13 protein-coding genes are annotated in these 15,546 nt (G+C 67.9%); 2 read left to right on the top strand and 11 right to left on the bottom strand.

Annotated features, from left to right (window positions below):
• Positions 1 to 6: 6 nt before the first annotated feature.
• The 3 genes from AC1DZY_RS07985 to AC1DZY_RS07975 are packed head-to-tail and all read right to left on the bottom strand — an operon-like array spanning position 7 to position 3,205.
• On the bottom strand, positions 7 to 1,959 hold the full coding sequence (locus AC1DZY_RS07985; protein ID WP_476819560.1) for a CHASE2 domain-containing protein: 1,953 nt from the start codon (positions 1,957 to 1,959) through the stop codon (positions 7 to 9).
• Positions 1,952 to 2,653 (bottom strand): Crp/Fnr family transcriptional regulator, encoded by a 702-nt coding sequence (locus AC1DZY_RS07980; protein ID WP_476819559.1) that lies wholly within the window; start codon positions 2,651 to 2,653, stop codon positions 1,952 to 1,954. Before AC1DZY_RS07980 ends, AC1DZY_RS07985 begins: the two co-directional genes overlap by 8 nt.
• Entirely contained in the window at positions 2,654 to 3,205 is a 552-nt protein-coding gene (locus AC1DZY_RS07975) for a FecR family protein (RefSeq protein WP_476819558.1), read from the bottom strand. It lies immediately after the preceding gene.
• Positions 3,206 to 3,446: 241 nt separating this feature from the next.
• Between AC1DZY_RS07975 and AC1DZY_RS07970 the strand changes: the two genes are divergently transcribed.
• Positions 3,447 to 4,196 carry a FadR/GntR family transcriptional regulator gene (locus AC1DZY_RS07970; RefSeq protein ID WP_476819557.1) on the top strand — a complete coding sequence of 250 codons (750 nt, stop codon included), beginning with the start codon at positions 3,447 to 3,449 and terminating at the stop codon, positions 4,194 to 4,196.
• A 19-nt stretch (positions 4,197 to 4,215) separates the two neighbouring features.
• On the opposite strand, the gene AC1DZY_RS07965 is transcribed toward AC1DZY_RS07970, so the two are convergent.
• The 4 genes from AC1DZY_RS07965 to AC1DZY_RS07950 form a co-directional block, all read right to left on the bottom strand.
• Positions 4,216 to 4,944, bottom strand: a complete 729-nt coding sequence (locus AC1DZY_RS07965) for a SapC family protein (RefSeq protein WP_476819556.1) — start codon at positions 4,942 to 4,944, stop codon at positions 4,216 to 4,218.
• Between the two features lie 114 nt (positions 4,945 to 5,058).
• Positions 5,059 to 8,244, bottom strand: coding sequence for an efflux RND transporter permease subunit (locus AC1DZY_RS07960; RefSeq protein ID WP_476819555.1), 3,186 nt, complete (start codon positions 8,242 to 8,244; stop codon positions 5,059 to 5,061).
• A 146-nt stretch (positions 8,245 to 8,390) separates the two neighbouring features.
• Entirely contained in the window at positions 8,391 to 9,602 is a 1,212-nt protein-coding gene (locus tag AC1DZY_RS07955) for an efflux RND transporter periplasmic adaptor subunit (RefSeq protein WP_476819554.1), read from the bottom strand.
• Between the two features lie 116 nt (positions 9,603 to 9,718).
• Complete coding sequence (locus tag AC1DZY_RS07950) at positions 9,719 to 10,489, bottom strand: alpha/beta hydrolase fold domain-containing protein (RefSeq protein ID WP_476819553.1); 771 nt, start codon at positions 10,487 to 10,489, stop codon at positions 9,719 to 9,721.
• 188 nt (positions 10,490 to 10,677) lie between these two features.
• On the opposite strand from AC1DZY_RS07950, the gene AC1DZY_RS07945 reads away from it, so the two are divergent.
• Positions 10,678 to 11,628 (top strand): LysR family transcriptional regulator, encoded by a 951-nt coding sequence (locus tag AC1DZY_RS07945; protein ID WP_476819552.1) that lies wholly within the window; start codon positions 10,678 to 10,680, stop codon positions 11,626 to 11,628.
• A gap of 1 nt (position 11,629) precedes the next feature.
• Here AC1DZY_RS07945 and AC1DZY_RS07940 read toward each other — a convergent pair whose 3' ends face one another.
• From AC1DZY_RS07940 to AC1DZY_RS07925, 4 genes are all read right to left on the bottom strand, one after another.
• A complete protein-coding gene (locus tag AC1DZY_RS07940) occupies positions 11,630 to 12,319 on the bottom strand; it encodes an SDR family NAD(P)-dependent oxidoreductase (protein ID WP_476819551.1) in 690 nt (229 codons plus the stop codon).
• 29 nt (positions 12,320 to 12,348) lie between these two features.
• Positions 12,349 to 13,635 (bottom strand): MFS transporter, encoded by a 1,287-nt coding sequence (locus tag AC1DZY_RS07935; RefSeq protein ID WP_476819742.1) that lies wholly within the window; start codon positions 13,633 to 13,635, stop codon positions 12,349 to 12,351.
• 76 nt (positions 13,636 to 13,711) lie between these two features.
• Complete coding sequence (locus tag AC1DZY_RS07930) at positions 13,712 to 14,110, bottom strand: MarR family winged helix-turn-helix transcriptional regulator (protein WP_476819741.1); 399 nt, start codon at positions 14,108 to 14,110, stop codon at positions 13,712 to 13,714.
• Positions 14,111 to 14,182: 72 nt separating this feature from the next.
• Entirely contained in the window at positions 14,183 to 15,544 is a 1,362-nt protein-coding gene (locus AC1DZY_RS07925) for an MATE family efflux transporter (RefSeq protein WP_476819740.1), read from the bottom strand.
• Positions 15,545 to 15,546: the final 2 nt, after the last annotated feature.

The raw sequence follows: 15,546 nt of genomic DNA, 5'->3' as shown, positions 1-15,546 counted from the left end.
CGCGTTTCAGACTGGCATATCCTTTGGCAAGCCCTCGACCGGCGTGAACACCTCGACCTCGCCCAGGCCCCGCAGCTCCACCCGCGCCAGCGGACACACCAGCCCCTCGCCGCAGAGCCGCGCCGCCATCGGCCCGATGCAGATCGACGAACCCAGTTCCTTGTTCAGCGCCTCCAGCCGGGCTGCGGTATTCACCGCATCGCCATGGGCGGTGTAATCGAGCTTGGCCCCGCCGCCGACATCGCCGACGATCGCCTCGCCGGTCTCGATGCCGAGCCGCGTCCGGCCGAGCCTGATCTGCGCGGGCAACCCGCTCGCCCGGTAGGTCTCGGTCCAGTCCAGTACGGCCACCGCGCAGGCCACCGCGCGCCTGGAATGCTCGGGAAGATCGAGCGGCGCATTGAAGAAGGCGTGGACGGCGTCGCCGACGAGCTTGTCGACCATGCCGCCATGCTCGCCGACGATGCGTGTGACGCCGCCGAAATACCCGTCCAGCACCGCCACGAGCTGCTCCGGCCCGATCTCGCGCGTCGTCTGCGTGAAACCCTCGATGTCGGTGAAGAGCGCGGTGATCTCGCGCCGTTCACCCGAAAGCTTCAGCACTGATGGATTGGCGACGATCCGCTCGACCACGCCGGGCGCCAGATGCTGCTCGAAACGCCGGCGCAAGCGGGCCTCGCGCAGTCGCGTCTCGGAAAACGCCGCCAGCGACGTCGCCAGAAACGCCGCGAGCCCGGACGCAGCCGGCGCAAGCGGGTCGAGCAGATGATCGGAGGCCGCCAGCCGCAGCGTAACCGCAAGGACGAGCGCGACGAGCGCCGCCATCGCCAGCGCGGCAAGGAACGGCCGCAACCGGCGCGCCATCGCCACGCCCGACAGGATGAGGACGCCCGCCGCGCAAAGCTCCCACGCGACAGCATAAGTGGGCCGGATCGGGACGATGCCCGCCGCGATCTGGCGGGTGGCGTCGGCCTGCAGCAGCGTCGAGGGCGTCAGCGGATCGCGCGCGCTCGACCGCAAGGCGCCGAGTTCGGGCGCGGAGCCGCCGATGAAGACGATCGCGCCGGCCAGTGCCGCGATATCGGCGCGGCCGGAGAGCAGATCGGCGGCGCGCAGGGTCGTCACGGAAGTGCTGCCGGGAACCAGCCTCAGCATACCGTCGGGCGGCAGCCGCCGCGTCATCTCGCCGACGCCAAATCGGGCGGGATCGCCGGCCACCAGATAACCCGACGCGCCCGAGGCCAGCCGCAGCGCCTCCAGCGCGAGGCCGGGACGGATCTCGCCACGAATTGAGACGAACAGCGGCGTGCGCCGCACCAGTCCGTCCTCGTCGCCCGGCAGCGACATCGCGCCCGCACCCGACGCGGCGCCAGCGATCGCAGGCGGCGGGCCGGTCGCGCCCGCCTCCGTCCAGAGGCCACCGAGACCCGCGCCCTCGCGCGTCAGGATCGGAACCTCGGCGATCGCGCTGCCGCCACGCGGATCGAGCACGAAACCTACAGCCGCAGGAGCCGCCTCCAGCGCCTCGATCAGCGCCTTGTCGCCGTCGGCGAGCGTTTCCGCGAGAATGGCGAGATCGCTCCGGCCGGTCTCGCCAGCAAGCTGGCGGGCAAGCGCGGCAGGCGAGCGCGTGTCCTCCCCGGCCAGCAGCACATCGAGCGCGATGGCGGCGGGCCTGGCGGCATTCGTGGCCTGGATCAGCTTCGCGATGGTCTCGCGCCGCCACGGCCATGGACCGATCGCCTGAAGGCTCGCGGTATCGATATCGAGGATCGCGAGCTTCGGCGTCGACACCACCGTCCGCCAGGGCGCGGCGCCGCGCAGCATGGCGTCGAAGACGCGTTCGCGCAGCGTCTCGCGCCAGCCCGTGGGCAAGGCCAGCAACAACAGCAGGAGGAGGCTGACCCCGGCGATGAGCCCGGCTGTAACCGGCGGCGACAATCGCCGCCGCTCAGCCATCGCCGACGCCTGCGTATTTCGCCAGCGCCTCAGGGTCGCAGAAGATCCGGTCGGCGGTGCGCTTGATCGCGCCGCTCTGTTCGAGCGCGCCCAGCGCAGCATTGACCTTGGGCCGGCTCGCCCCGAGCAGCTGTGCGAGCTCGCTTTGCGAGAACGCCATGTCGAGCGGCACGCGCTTGCCGGGCTCCGGCTTTCGCCCGCCGAGCCCCACCAACAGGAAGCGCGCGAGCCTGACCTCTATCGAATAGAGCGCGATGCCCTCGAGCTGGTCGGTGGTCTGGCGAAGGCGGCGGCACAGGAACGCGATGATGCCGCCAGACAGCATCGGATAACGGGCGACGAGCCGCCCGAACTCGGCGCTGCGCAGGCCATGGATGACGACCGGCGTCAGCGCGACCGCATCGGCCGAGCGCGCCCCGCCGTCGAGCACCGCGATCTCGCCGAGCAGATCGCCGCGCACGGCATGGCGGACGCTGAGCTCGCGGCCGTCCTCGGTCGTGACCGCGAGCCGGATGCGCCCGGCGGCGACCAGAATAAGCTGGTCTCCGGGGTCGCCGCGCGAGAACAGCATCTGCCCCTGTTCGAAGCGCTGTTCGCGGAAGGCCTCGGCGCAGGAGAGCAGCGCCTCAGTGTCGAGGCGCGCAAACAGCGCGGTTTCGCCAAGCAGCGCGGCAAGGGCTGAACTGTCGCTCACCTATTCGACCTGTGCCAGCGCGGCGCGGATTCTCGCCTCGCCCCATATCTTGGCAGGCGTGGGGGCCGCGCCGCGTTTGGCGATGTCCGTACCCTCGCCAGCTACCAGCGACACCGTCTGCCCGGCGGCCCTGACATCGACCTTGCCGCGCACCACGAAGACGCCGAAGACGCCGTTGCTCGGCCCCGCGAAGAAGCGCGTTCCGCGCACCGCGATCAGGCCATAGGCGGAGCGCACGCGAATCTGCCCGGTCCCGCTGCCGGGCGTCCGGTCGAGCAGCAGCGCGCCCGAGCCCAGGGTGATGGTTCCGCCGGCCTCCATGATGAAACGGTCGATGGTCAGCCTCGCCTTCTCGCCGAGGCGCAGATCGGTGGCGCGGCCAAGCCGAAGGTTTGCACGCGCGCCGTCACCGGTGGCGAGACGGTCGCCGACGAAGACCGGTCCATCCGCCGAAAGCGTCCGCCTGGCGTCGTTCAGCTGTGCGATGGCGTCGCCGCTGACGGCCGTGACGAGGCCTGCCGTGGTGTCGGCGAGCGCAGGTTCGGCCAGCATGCCGAGACCTCCCAGAGCCGCGGCTTGCAGAAATTCGCGCCGCCCGAAAGGCCGTCGATTCGCAGAGTCCATCATAACCCCCATCGCCGCCACGATCCTCGCGGTGGATGATGGGTAACATGCCCCTCCGGCAGGGTCTGTAACAAGAGGAACAGGCGGGTCGCGATCCAGCCTAATTTGCTCTTACCATTGCATCATTAAAAGGCTATGGTCGGATTTGGCCCGCCGAGCAGAGGTTTTCATGAAGAAGGCGGACAGCGCCCCGGAAACGAAGCTGGGCCGGATCTCGGTCCAGAAATCATACGAGGTGCTCGCCGACAAGCTGCGCCAGACCATCATTGACGGTGAACTGGCCGAAGGCGTGCGGCTGCCGACCGAGCGCGAGCTGGTCAGCCAGACCGGCTTGAGCCGCGGCTCCGTCCGCGAGGCCCTGCGCAAGCTCGAGGTCGAAGGGCTGGTCAAGACCCGGCTAGGCCGGCTCGGCGGCAACATCGTCAGCCGCCCCGGCGCCGAATCCATGGCCCATGTCATCACCCAGTTCGTCCGCGGGCGGCGGCTTTCGCTGCGCACGCTGCAGGAGGTGCGCGAGACGCTGGAACCGGCGCTGGCACGCTTCGCGGCCGAGCGGCGCAACGCCTACGACATCGAGCGCCTGCGCGAGCTGAACGGCGAAATGGCCGATGCGCTCGACGACCGCAACCAGTTCGCCGCCATCAACGTCGACTGGCACAACGCGGTCGCCACCGCGAGCGGCAACGATCTGCTGGCGGCCTTCCTCTACTCGGTCTCCTACGGCGTCGTCGCCTCGACCGTCATCGACGAATATGATCTGCCGGCGTTGCGCGGCGAGGTCGTGCGCGCCCATGAACGTATCATCGCGGCGATCGAGGCCGGCGACGGCGACGCCGCCTTCCGCCGCATGGAACGCCACGTCAAGGCGACGCGGGCGATGTCGAAAGCCCGCGAGGAAGAAGACCTGTCGATGGAATAGGCCCGTTTTCCGGGCCGGCTCAGGCTGCGGCCTTCGCGGCGGCGCGCTCACCCAGCGTGCCGAAATTGGCGGCGCTGATCAGATGCGCATAGATCGGCGCGAGATAGCCCTTGGCCCGCAATTCGGCCAGCGTCGCCTCCGGCAGGGCGTTCAGCCGCTCCTCGCTGATCGCCGAAAAGCCGTTGAAGCTCGACGTCGCGCCCGAGGGCGAGCGGATTTCGACCGACATCGTCTGGAACAGATCGAGCGCCTTCAGCGCGGCGGTGAAAGCGCCCGTCGCCTTCGCCGCATCGGCATATTCGCGCACGAAGGTGACGGCACGCGTGAGCATCTCGCTCGGCTCGCCTGCCTCGGTGAACAGGCGCTCACCCTCCTTCTCCTGCAGCCCGGCAAAGCCGCCATCGAGGCAGACGACCTGCTGCTCCTGCGAGACCTCGCCGCCGATGAAGGGATAGCGCCGGAGATAGGCCGGGATGTGCAGGCCGGTCCAGCGGCCGGCGGCATCGACGAAATCGCTTTCGCCGTTGCGCATGCCGACCATGAACAGCGGCGAGATGCCGGCGGCCTCCTCGACGAACAGGATCGGCATGTCGCGGCAGCCGAGCGCGAACTCCGCGACCATGGCCGGCACGAGATGGCTGACGGACGCAAAGGCATAGGCCTTCTCGGCGGAGGCCAGGCGTGTCTCGCGATGCGTATTGCGGTCGAGCACGACGATGCTCGAATAGAACAGCGGCAGTTGCGCCATGGTGCGTCTCATCGTCCCGGTGAAAACGGATCTTGGCGTTTCGGCCACCCTGCTTTTTCGCAAGGGCAGCCGAAAGTAAAGCCGCGATCGTTGTCCTGGCGGCGCGATGAACCCTCAGGCGGCCCGCGCAAGCTCCGGCGCATCGGGTTGATGCGCGACGCTTTTCAGCGCCCTGTTGCCGCCGAGCTTGCGCATCAGCACGTAGAACACCGGCGTCAGGAAGATGCCGAAGGCGGTGACGCCGATCATGCCCGCGAAGACCGCGACGCCCATGGCATGGCGCATTTCCGCGCCCGCTCCCGTCGAGGTCACCAGCGGCACCACGCCCATGATGAAGGCGAGCGAGGTCATCAGGATCGGCCGCAGCCGCAGGCGACTGGCTTCGATGGCGGCCTCGACCGGCGTCCTGCCCTCGAATTCGAGCTCGCGCGCGAATTCGACGATCAGGATCGCGTTCTTGGCCGACAAGCCCACCAGCACGACGAGCCCGATCTGGGTGAAGACGTTGTTGTCTCCAGCCGTCAGCCAGACGCCGGTCATCGCGGCGAGCAGCCCCATCGGAATGATCAGGATGATCGCGATCGGCAGGGTCAGGCTCTCATACTGGGCGGCAAGCACCAGGAACACGAGCAGGATCGCGATCGGGAACACCAGCATGGCGGAATTGCCCGCGAGGATCTCCTGATAGGTCAGTTCGGTCCATTCGAAGGCGAAGCCCTTGGGCAGGGTCTCCGCCGCGATGCGCTCGACGGCCGCCTGCGCCTGCCCCGACGAATATCCGGGCGCGGGGCCCGCATTGATGTCGGACGCCAGGAAGCCGTTATAGCGCATCGCCCGCTCGGGGCCGGCGTCGGCGCGCACGTTCAGCACCGCGCTGAACGGCACCATCTCGCCCGAGGACGAGCGCACGCGCAGCTTGCCGATCTGCTCGGGATAGGCGCGGAAGGCAGCGTCGGCTTGGGCGCGGACGGTGTAGGTCCGCCCGAACTTGTTGAAGTCGTTGACATAGGCCGACCCGAGATAGATCTGCAGCGTGTCGAAGACATCGGTCACGGCGACGCCGAGCTGGCGCGCCTTGGTGCGGTCGATATCGGCGAAAAGCTGCGGAACATTGACCTGGAAGCTCGAGAACATGCCGGCGATCTCCGGCGCGGCCGCGGCCTTGGCCATGAAGGCCTTGGTCGCCTCGTCCAGCGCCTTGTAGCCCAGCCCGGCGCGATCCTCGATCTGCAGCTTGAAGCCGCCGATGGTGCCCAGACCCTGCACGGGGGGCGGCGGGAACATCGCGATGAAGGCGTCCTTGATCGCGGCGAACTGGCCGTTGAGCTGCATCGCGATCGCAGCCCCGCCGAGCGAGGGATCCTTGCGCTGCTCGAAGGGCTTCAGCGTCACGAAGACGATGCCGGCATTGGACGAGTTGGTGAAGCCGTTGATCGAGAGGCCGGGAAAGGCGACCGCGCTCTGCACGCCGGGATGCTTCAGGGCGATCTCGCCTATCCGGCGGATGACGTCCTCGGTGCGGTCGAGCGTGGCGGCGTCGGGCAGTTGCGCGAAGCCGACGAGATACTGCTTGTCCTGGCCCGGCACGAAGCCGCCCGGCACGGTGCGAAACAGCACGGCGGTGAGGCACACCAGCACCAGATAAACCGCCATCATCACCGCCTTGCGCGACAGGATGCGCCCGACGCCATGGCCATAGGCCTGCGACGAGCGGTTGAAGAAGCGGTTGAATCCGCGGAAGAACCAGCCGAAGGCGAAGTCCATGGCCCGCGTCAGCGCGTCCTTGGGTGCGTGGTGGCCGCGCAGCAAAAGCGCCGCCAGCGCCGGCGACAGCGTCAGCGAGTTCACCGCCGAGATCACAGTCGAGATCGCGATGGTGAGCGCGAACTGGCGGTAGAACTGCCCGGTCAGGCCGCTGATGAAGGCGAGCGGAACGAACACCGCCACCAGCACGAGCGCGATCGCGATGATCGGACCGGAGACCTCGCGCATCGCCTTGTAGGTCGCCTGGCGCGGCTCGAGACCCTGCTCGATGTTGCGCTCGACATTCTCGACCACGACGATGGCGTCGTCGACGACGATGCCGATCGCCAGCACGAGCCCGAACAGGCTGAGCGCGTTGATCGAGAAGCCGAACAGATGCATCACCGCAAAGGTGCCGACGACCGAGATCGGCACGGCGACCAGCGGGATGATCGAGGCCCGCCAGGTCTGCAGGAAGACGATGACGACGAGCACGACCAGCGCGATCGCCTCCAGCAGGGTGGTAACGACGGCATGGATCGAGGCGCGCACGAACTGCGTGGTGTCGTAGACGATATTGTAGTCCACGCCCTCGGGCATGTTCTGCTTGATCTCCTCCATCGTCCGACGGATCTGGTCGGCGATGGTGATCGCGTTCGAGCCGGGAGCCTGGAACACCGGGACGGCCACCGCCGGCTTGTTGTCGAGCAGCGAGCGCAGCGCGTATTCGGCCGCGCCGAGCTCGATCCGGGCGATGTCCTTCAGCCGCGTCACCGCGCCGGTCGGGCCGGTCTTGACGATGATCTCGCCGAACTCCTCCTCGCTCTGGAGGCGGCCCTGCGCATTGACCGAAAGCTGCAGGTCGAGCCCCGGCGCGCTCGGCGACGCGCCGACGACGCCGGCCGCCGCCTGGACGTTCTGCGCCCGGATCTCGCGCACGACGTCGCTCGGCGACAGGCCATGCTCGGCGACCTTCTGCGGATCGAGCCAGATGCGCAGCGAGTAGTCGCCAGAGCCGAAGAGCTGGACCTGGCCGACGCCGTCGATCCGCGCCAGCCGGTCCTTGACGTTCAGCACCGCGTAGTTGCGCAGATAGGTCATGTCGTAGCGGTTGTTGGGCGAGAGCAGATGCACGACCAGCATCAGGTCGGGAGAGCTCTTGATCGTGGTGACGCCCAGACGCCTGACCTCCTCGGGCAGGCGCGGTTCGGCCTGGCTGACGCGGTTCTGCACGAGCTGCTGGGCCTTGTCGGCGTCGGTGCCGAGCTTGAAGGTGACGGTGAGCGTCATCAGCCCGTCCGTCGTCGCCTGGCTCGACATGTACAGCATGTTCTCGACGCCGTTGATCGCCTCCTCGATCGGAGTGGCCACCGTCTCGGCGATGACGCGCGGATTGGCGCCGGGATACTGCGCCCTGACCACCACGGAGGGCGGCACCACCTCGGGATATTCCGAGACCGGCAGGATGCGCAGCGAGATCAGCCCGGCGAGCAGGATCAGCACGGAGAGCACGCCGGCGAAGATCGGCCGGTCGATGAAGAATTTGGACAGGTTCATGGCACGCCCCCCTTTGGAGCGGATGTCTTGCGTGGAAAATGCGTGGCGCCGTTCCGGCGCGTCATGCTCGGGCTTGTCCCGAGCATCTCAGGCAGGAGATTCTCGGGTCTGCGCTTCGCTTCGCCCAAGAATGACGGCTAAACCCCTCAGCGCTGCGCGATCTCGGTCTTGGCCGAAGCGCGGCGCAGTTCGGATTTCTCCGCCATCGGCACGGATTCAGGCGCGACCGTCGCACCCGGCCGGATGCGCTGCAGGCCGTTGACGACGATGCGCTCGCCCGCCTTCAGGCCGCTGGTGACGATGCGCAGGCCTTCATTTGATGCCCCCAGCGTAACCTCGCGCCAGAGCGCCTTGCTGTCCTCGCCGACGACGAAGACGAACTTCTTGTTCTGGTCGGTGCCGACGGCGCGTTCGTTGATCACAAGAGCCGGTTCGGAGCGGGCCTGGCCCATCTGGACGCGCACGAACTGGCCCGGCATCAGCCTGCCCTCGGGATTGTCCAGCACCGCGCGCACCCTGACGGTGCCGCTGGCGGCATCGACGCCGTTGTCGATGAAGCGCAGCTTGCCGGCATAACTCGCCGCGTCGTTCGTGGCGGTCGCGAGCCTGACCGGGATCTGTTCGAGCGAACGATTGTTTGCAGGCAGCGATGCCAGCGCATCGAGCACCGTGCGTTCGTCGGCGTTGAACGAGGCGTAGATCGGATCGACCGAAAGCAGTGTCGTCATCAGGGGCGCGCCTGCGCCCGCTGCGACGAGGTTGCCGATGGTGACGTCGAGCTTGCCGATCCGGCCGCTGATCGGCGCGCGGATCTGGGTGTAGTCGAGATTGAGCCGCGCCGTACGCTGGGCCGCCTCAGTGGCGCGCAGATTGGCCTGCGCCTCCCGCAGCGCATTGAAGCGCGTATCGAGATCCTTCTGCGAGACGTTGCGGCTGGCCATCAGTTGCTGGCCGCGCTCATGCTCGCCGGCCGCCAGCGCGACGCGCGCCTCGGCCGCCAGCACCTGCGCCTGCGTCCGCTCGAACTCGGCGAGATAGGGCGCCTGGTCGATGCTGATCAGCAGGTCGCCCTGCCTGACGAGGCTGCCCTCGCGAAAATGCACGGCCTCGACCACGCCGGAGACGCGCGAGCGCACCTCGACGCGCTCGATCGCCTCCAGTCGACCCGAAAACTCGGCCCAGGCGACGAGGTCGCGCTGTTCGACGGTGGCGACCGAGACGGGTGTCGCGGGCGGTGCGGCGGGCGGGGTGTCGCCCTGCGCATGGTCGCCCGATGCGTTGAAGATGATGACGGCCGCGAGCGAGACGCTGGCTGCGAGGCCAGCCAGCAGGCGACGACGGTTCGTTCCCTGAATCATGGGTTTGGTCCTTCCAAGAGAAACTTTGAATGAGGTGTGCCGAAAGCGCGCCTGGAGCAGGATGCGGAAAAGTGGAAACCGGTTTTCCGCGGAAATCCTGCTCCAGCTGAGCGTCTCTAGGGCGGCGCGGTCAGCTCGTAGAATTTGGTAACGTGGTCACATGCCAGACATAGGCAGGAGCCTTCCGTGAGAGTGCCGGCATAGGCGTCGGGCCAACGGCTCGGGCCAGTCTGCACATGGTGGCGCACCGTCACACCCGCTTCCTGCAGACGCCGGGCATAGCCCGCGCATTCGTCGCGCATCGGGTCGTCCTGCGCCGTGATCAGCAGCGCCGGCGCGAGGCCCGACAGCCTGGAGGCATTGAGCGGCGTCGCGTAAGGGTGCGCCGCCCTGTCGGGCGTGCCGAGATAATCGGCCCAGCCATCGGCCCAGCGGCAACCGACCGGCCCGGCGTCGACCTCGCGCAGGGACTGGGTGCCCAGACATGCATCGAGCATCGGCGAGAACAGTATCTGGCCCGCGAGCGCCGGACCGCGCCGGTCGCGCGCCATCATCGCCAGCGCAGCGGCAAGATTGCCGCCGGCTTCCTCGCCGGCGACATAAATCGGAGCATGCTTGGTGGCATAGCGGGCGCGTGACTTGGCAAGGGTCTGCAGGGCAGCAAAGGCGGTCTCCAGCGCCTCGGGAAAGCGGCTGCCGGGCGCAAGCGGATAGTCCAGCGAGAACACCACCGCGCCGGCTTCCGCCAGCGCCGTCGCGACGCCTTCGCCCTCGGCAAGCGAGCCGCCCGTGAAAGCGCCGCCATGCAGATGCAGCACGAGGCCGGCCTCGTCAGCAACCTCGGCCGGCGCATAGAGACGACCCTCGAGTGTTGCAGGCCCGGCCATAATCGTCTCCTGACGCCAGAAGACGGCGCGGCGGCGTTGTTGCTGAAGGGCGGGCAAGGCAGTCATGGCGCGACCAGGGATGTTGCGGTGCGGTAGGATTTAGGTGATACTGATGCGCTAATAAATAAGCGGTTCGCTCATTCATTATTCCCATATGGAAACAATGATCGAGTGACGGAGAATGAACGATGGACCAGCTCAGCGCCATGCGCGCCTTCGTCCGCGTCGTCGAGGCCGGCACTTTCACCCGCGCCGCCGACCTCCTCGATATCCCCAAACCGACCGTGACCAAGCAGATCCAGCAACTGGAAGCGCATCTGCACGCAAAGCTGCTCAACCGCACCACCCGCCGCGTCACCGTGACCATGGACGGCGCGGCCTATTACGAGCGGGCGCTGCGCGTGCTCGGCGAAATCGACGAGCTCGATTCGAGCATGGCGCTGTCGCAGGCGCGGCCGAGCGGGCGGCTGCGCGTCGATTGCAGCGGACCGCTGGCTGTGCAGGTCGTGATCCCCGCTCTGGCCGCCTTCCATGCCCGCTATCCCGACATCCAGATCGATCTCGGCCTGAGCGACCGGCCGGCCGACCTGCTGGCGGAGAACCTCGACTGCGCCATTCGCGGCGGCGAACTCCACGACCAGAGCCTGATCGCACGGCGCATCGGCGAGATGCTGCTAATCACCTGCGCCACGCCCGACTACCTTGCCCGGCACGGCACGCCAAAGCATCCGCGCGACCTGGAGAACGGCCACGCCATCGTCGGCTATCGGCTGGCCGGCACCAGCCGCGCCATGCCCTTCACCTATGTCGATCACAAGGAGACGATCGAGGTCAGGGGCGATTATGTCGTCTCGCTGAACGAGGGCTCGGGCTATATCGCCGCCGCGCTCGCCGGCCTCGGCATCATCCAGGTCCCGACCTTCATGGTGCAGGAGCATATCGCGGCCGGGCGGCTCGTGCCGCTGCTGACGAACTGGTGCTCCAGCCCAAAACCGCTCCACATCGTCTACCCGCCCAACCGCCACCTCTCCAACAAGGTGCGCGTCTTCGTCGACTGGCTGGCCGAGCTTTTTGCCCGCGACGACCTGATCCAGCGCCGCACGAGCCTGCCTCCGCTCACCGCATGCGCGGCGGAGTGAGTCAGAACGTCTCGACCCAGGGGCGCAGCTCGACCTCCATCGACCAGGCGCTTTTGGGCTGCCTGAGCACATCGAGATAGGTCTGCGCGACAGCGTCGGGATCGAGCATGCTGTCGTTCGCATCGGGACGAACCGCACTGCGCACGCCGCCGTCGATGACGAAATGCGCGACATGGATGCCCTTGGGGCCGAGTTCGCGCGCCGCGCTCTGGGCGAGCCCACGCAGCGCGAACTTGCCCATGGCGAAGGGCGAGGACAGCGCAAAGCCCTTCACGCCGGCCGTCGCGCCGGTGAGCAGGATCGCGCCACGCCCATGCTTGAGCATGCGCCGGGCCGCCTGCTGCGCCACCAGGAACGCGCCATAGGCCGTGACCGCAAGCGCGCGGGCAACCTCGGCGGGGTCGAGTTCGGCGAGCGGGCCGCGCGCCCGCTGGCTTGCGTTGTAAATCACGACGTCGGGCTCGCCGAGCGCGGCGTCGACCGCCTCGAACAACGCGGCGACGCCGGCGGGGTCGGCGGCGTCGACCGTGAAGGTCGAAGCCCCGGTCTCGGCCGCGAGCGCGTCTAGCTTCTCGACATTGCGGGCGGCGAGCGCGACCTTGACGCCGGCTTCCGTCAATTGCCGGGCAAGCGAGGCGCTGATGCCGGGACCGGTCCCGACGATCAAGGCGGTGCGATAGGGAAAGCTCATCGTCGTCTGCTCCTGCAAAGGGTCGCGTTTCAGGCCAGCTTCAGCCGCGGAACGGCCGTCCCGCGCAACGTCACCACGGCGGCGGACGCAAACAGGCAGAGTGCACCGGCAATGAAGAACGCCGGCAGATAGCTCTCATAGACCGTTCGCGTGAAGCCTGCGCCATAAGCCGCGAAAGCCGCGCCGATCTGGTGGCCGGCGAAAATCCAGCCGAAGACGAGGTTCGATTTCTCGCCGAAGCGGTCGGCCGCGATCTTGATCGTCGGCGGCACCGTCGCGACCCAGTCGAGGCCGTAGAACACCGCAAAAAGCGACAGGCCGTAGAACGAGAAATCGGTGAAGGGCAGATAGAGCAGCGAGAGCCCGCGCAGGCCGTAATACCAGAACAGCAGCCAGCGGCTGTCATAGCGGTCCGACAGCCAGCCCGAGCCGACCGTGCCGGCAAAGTCGAAGACGCCGATCATCGCCAGCACGCCGGCCGCCGTCACCGCAGCCATGCCGTAGTCGCCGCAAAGCGAGATGAAATGCGTCTGAACCAGCCCGTTGGTGCTGGCCCCGCAGACGAAGAAGGTGCCAAACAGCACCCAGAAGGTGCGCGTCTTCGCGGCATCCCCGAGCGCCACCAGCGGCGACATCAACATGGCGCCCAGACCCGCCGCCTGCGCCGGAGCCGGCACGATCGCGTCCGCCCCAAAAGGGGCAAGCCCGACATCGGCCGGCCGGTCGCGCATCAGCGCGAGCACGGCGAGCGCGGCGACGACCAGCATGACCAGCACGAAGGCAAGCGCCGAACGCCAGCCGATCTGCTCGGTCAGGTTTGCCAGCAGCGGCAGGAAGACGAGTTGACCCGTCGCGGTGCTGGCCGTCAGCAGGCCCAGCACGAGCCCGCGCCGGGCGGAAAACCAGCGCGTCGCGACGGTCGCGCCCAGCACCATCGCGGTCATGCCCGTGCCGATGCCGACGACGACGCCCCAGAGCAGTACGAGATGCCAGAGCTGCGTCATGAAAAACGAGCCGAGGATGCCGCTCGCAACCAGCGTCAGCGCCACGACGACAACCGGGCGCACGCCAAAGCGGTTCATGAACGCCGCCGCAAAAGGCCCGAACAGGCCAAACAGCATCAGGCGGACCGCCAGCGCCGACGAAATATCGGCCGTCGCCCAGCCGAACTCGCGCTGCAGCGGCCCGATCAGCACGCCGGGCGCTCCGACCGCGCCGGCCGTCACCAGCATGGTCAGGAAGGTCACGGCGGCGACGACCCAGCCGTAATGGATGCCACGCCTGGCCAGCAGACGCGCCAGCGCGGAACTCGGGATCGGGGTCGTCGTATCGGCGAAGGACGCCATGATCGTCTCCTGATTATGGGTATCTACCCGTAATTATTCGAAAAATTCAGATTCGAGCGAGGATATCGCGCAGTTCCTGCGTAGCCTTCGGACCCATTCGCGCCTCCAGCGTCGTCTGGACCCCTTCCCAGAGCGGCGTGCCCTGCTCCAGCGCCTCGCGGCCGGCATCGGTCAGCGTCACCATGGCTTCGCGCTGGTCCTCGCCTCGCCCGAGGCCGACCAGCCCCATCCGCTCGACGACGCGGACATTGCGCCCGATCGTCGAGCGATCGAGCTCCATGCGCCGGCCGAGTTCGGTCAGCGTAACCGGCTCCAGCCGTGTGATCGTCCGCAGCAGGCTGAACTGCGCGACATTGATCCCGACGGGCGCGAGCGCCTCGTCATAGGCTGTCGCCATCCGCCGGGTGGCGGCTTTCAGGATCGTGCAGTAGCAACCGACATTCATGATGCGGGCATATACCCTCAACTTGCAATCCCCGCAAGTCCCGACATTGTGGACCGTGCTTCGACAGCCTTCTCAGTGCCCGGCTGCGGAGCTTGTCCTGCGGAACCAGACGCCCGAGGCGACAGCGCTCGCCAGCAGCGCGCCATAGACTACGAGCGCAAAGCTCAGCGCCGCGAAGACCCAGAACAGCGAGCCGGTCAGGCGCAGCGCGACCCAACCCCCACCGACCGCCAGCACCATCCGCAGCAGACCCGCCAGCAGCGGCCAGAGCAGCCTGCCCGCTCCCTGCGAGGCGAAATACAGGCACAGGCCGAGCCCGAAGAAGCCATAGGTCGGCCCGACCAGCCGCAGATAGGCGGCGCCCGTCTCCAGCATGCGCGGGTCCGTGTCGAACAGGCCAAGCCATGCCAGCGGCCAGATCGCGGCTGCGATCCCGATGGTCTCGGTCAGCAAGAACGCGACCGCGCCACCCAGCAGCGCGGCGCGCAAGGCGCGTTCGGGCTGGCCCGCGCCGATATTGGTGCCGACGATCGCCACCAGCGGCGCGCCGAGCCCGAAGACGAGCGGGATCAGCAGATATTCCAGCCGCGAGCCGGTACCGTAGCCGGCGACCGCATCCGGGCCCGCGGCAGCGCCCACCAGCGCCGTCGTCAGCGCCACCGTCAGCGTGGTCTGAAAGGTGCTGACCGAGCCGACGACGCCGACCCGGAGAATGTCCCCGAACAGGGCAGCCCGCAGCCGCGCCAGCTTCGGCCGCACCAGGCTGTGGCGCGACAGGATATACCAGCCGAGCACGCCAGCGGTCAGCGCCGTCGTCAGCACGACCGCGACCCCGCCGCCGGCGATGCCCATGGCCGGCACCGGGCCAAAGCCGAAGATCAGCACCGGCGAGAGCGGGACGAGCAGCACGACACCGACGCAGATCGCCAGCGACGGCACCAGCATGTTGCCGGTTCCGCGGATCGAGCTCGCCAGCGCGTTCAAAAGCCAGACCAGGATGTTGCCGGCGAAGACGATGTTGGAATATTGCAGCGCCGCCTCAAGCGAGCCGCCCTGCCCGCCCATCGCACGATAAAGCTGCGGGCCGAACACCAGGAACAGCGCGGAGAAACCGAGACCCAGCAACCCGTTGATGATCAGGGCATGCAGCACCAGCGCACTGGCATCCTCGCGCCGGCCGCCCCCGAGCGCGCGCGCGATCGCCGACGAGATGCCGCCGCCCATGGCGCCCGCCGACAGCATCTGCATCATCATGAAGCCGGGGAAGACCAGCGCCATGCCGGCCAGCGCATCGGTGCCGAGATGCGATATCCACCAGGTCTCGATCAGCCCGGTCGAGGCCTGAGCCAGCATCACCAGAATGTTGGGCCAGGCCATGCTGAGCAGCGTCGGCAGGATCGCCCCTTGCAGCAGCCGGCGCGTGCGCGGGCTCATCG

Source organism: Allobosea sp. P2_A10 (assembly GCF_056405115.1).
The sequence above is the reverse complement of the archived record's forward strand: the minus strand, read 5'-3'. Positions and strand labels throughout refer to the sequence as shown.

Excerpts from the sequence above, each read along its gene's own strand:
- AC1DZY_RS07955 (WP_476819554.1), bottom strand. The coding sequence starts at position 9,602 with ATGATTCAGGGAACGAACCGTCGTCGCCTGCTGGCTGGCCTCGCAGCC.
- AC1DZY_RS07930 (WP_476819741.1), bottom strand. The coding sequence starts at position 14,110 with ATGAATGTCGGTTGCTACTGCACGATCCTGAAAGCCGCCACCCGGCGG.
- AC1DZY_RS07950 (WP_476819553.1), bottom strand. The coding sequence starts at position 10,489 with ATGGCCGGGCCTGCAACACTCGAGGGTCGTCTCTATGCGCCGGCCGAG.
- AC1DZY_RS07975 (WP_476819558.1), bottom strand. The coding sequence starts at position 3,205 with ATGCTGGCCGAACCTGCGCTCGCCGACACCACGGCAGGCCTCGTCACG.
- AC1DZY_RS07925 (WP_476819740.1), bottom strand. The coding sequence starts at position 15,544 with ATGAGCCCGCGCACGCGCCGGCTGCTGCAAGGGGCGATCCTGCCGACG.
- AC1DZY_RS07960 (WP_476819555.1), bottom strand. The coding sequence starts at position 8,244 with ATGAACCTGTCCAAATTCTTCATCGACCGGCCGATCTTCGCCGGCGTG.
- AC1DZY_RS07940 (WP_476819551.1), bottom strand. The coding sequence starts at position 12,319 with ATGAGCTTTCCCTATCGCACCGCCTTGATCGTCGGGACCGGTCCCGGC.
- AC1DZY_RS07945 (WP_476819552.1), top strand. The coding sequence starts at position 10,678 with ATGGACCAGCTCAGCGCCATGCGCGCCTTCGTCCGCGTCGTCGAGGCC.
- AC1DZY_RS07970 (WP_476819557.1), top strand. The coding sequence starts at position 3,447 with ATGAAGAAGGCGGACAGCGCCCCGGAAACGAAGCTGGGCCGGATCTCG.
- AC1DZY_RS07965 (WP_476819556.1), bottom strand. The coding sequence starts at position 4,944 with ATGGCGCAACTGCCGCTGTTCTATTCGAGCATCGTCGTGCTCGACCGC.
- AC1DZY_RS07985 (WP_476819560.1), bottom strand. The coding sequence starts at position 1,959 with ATGGCTGAGCGGCGGCGATTGTCGCCGCCGGTTACAGCCGGGCTCATC.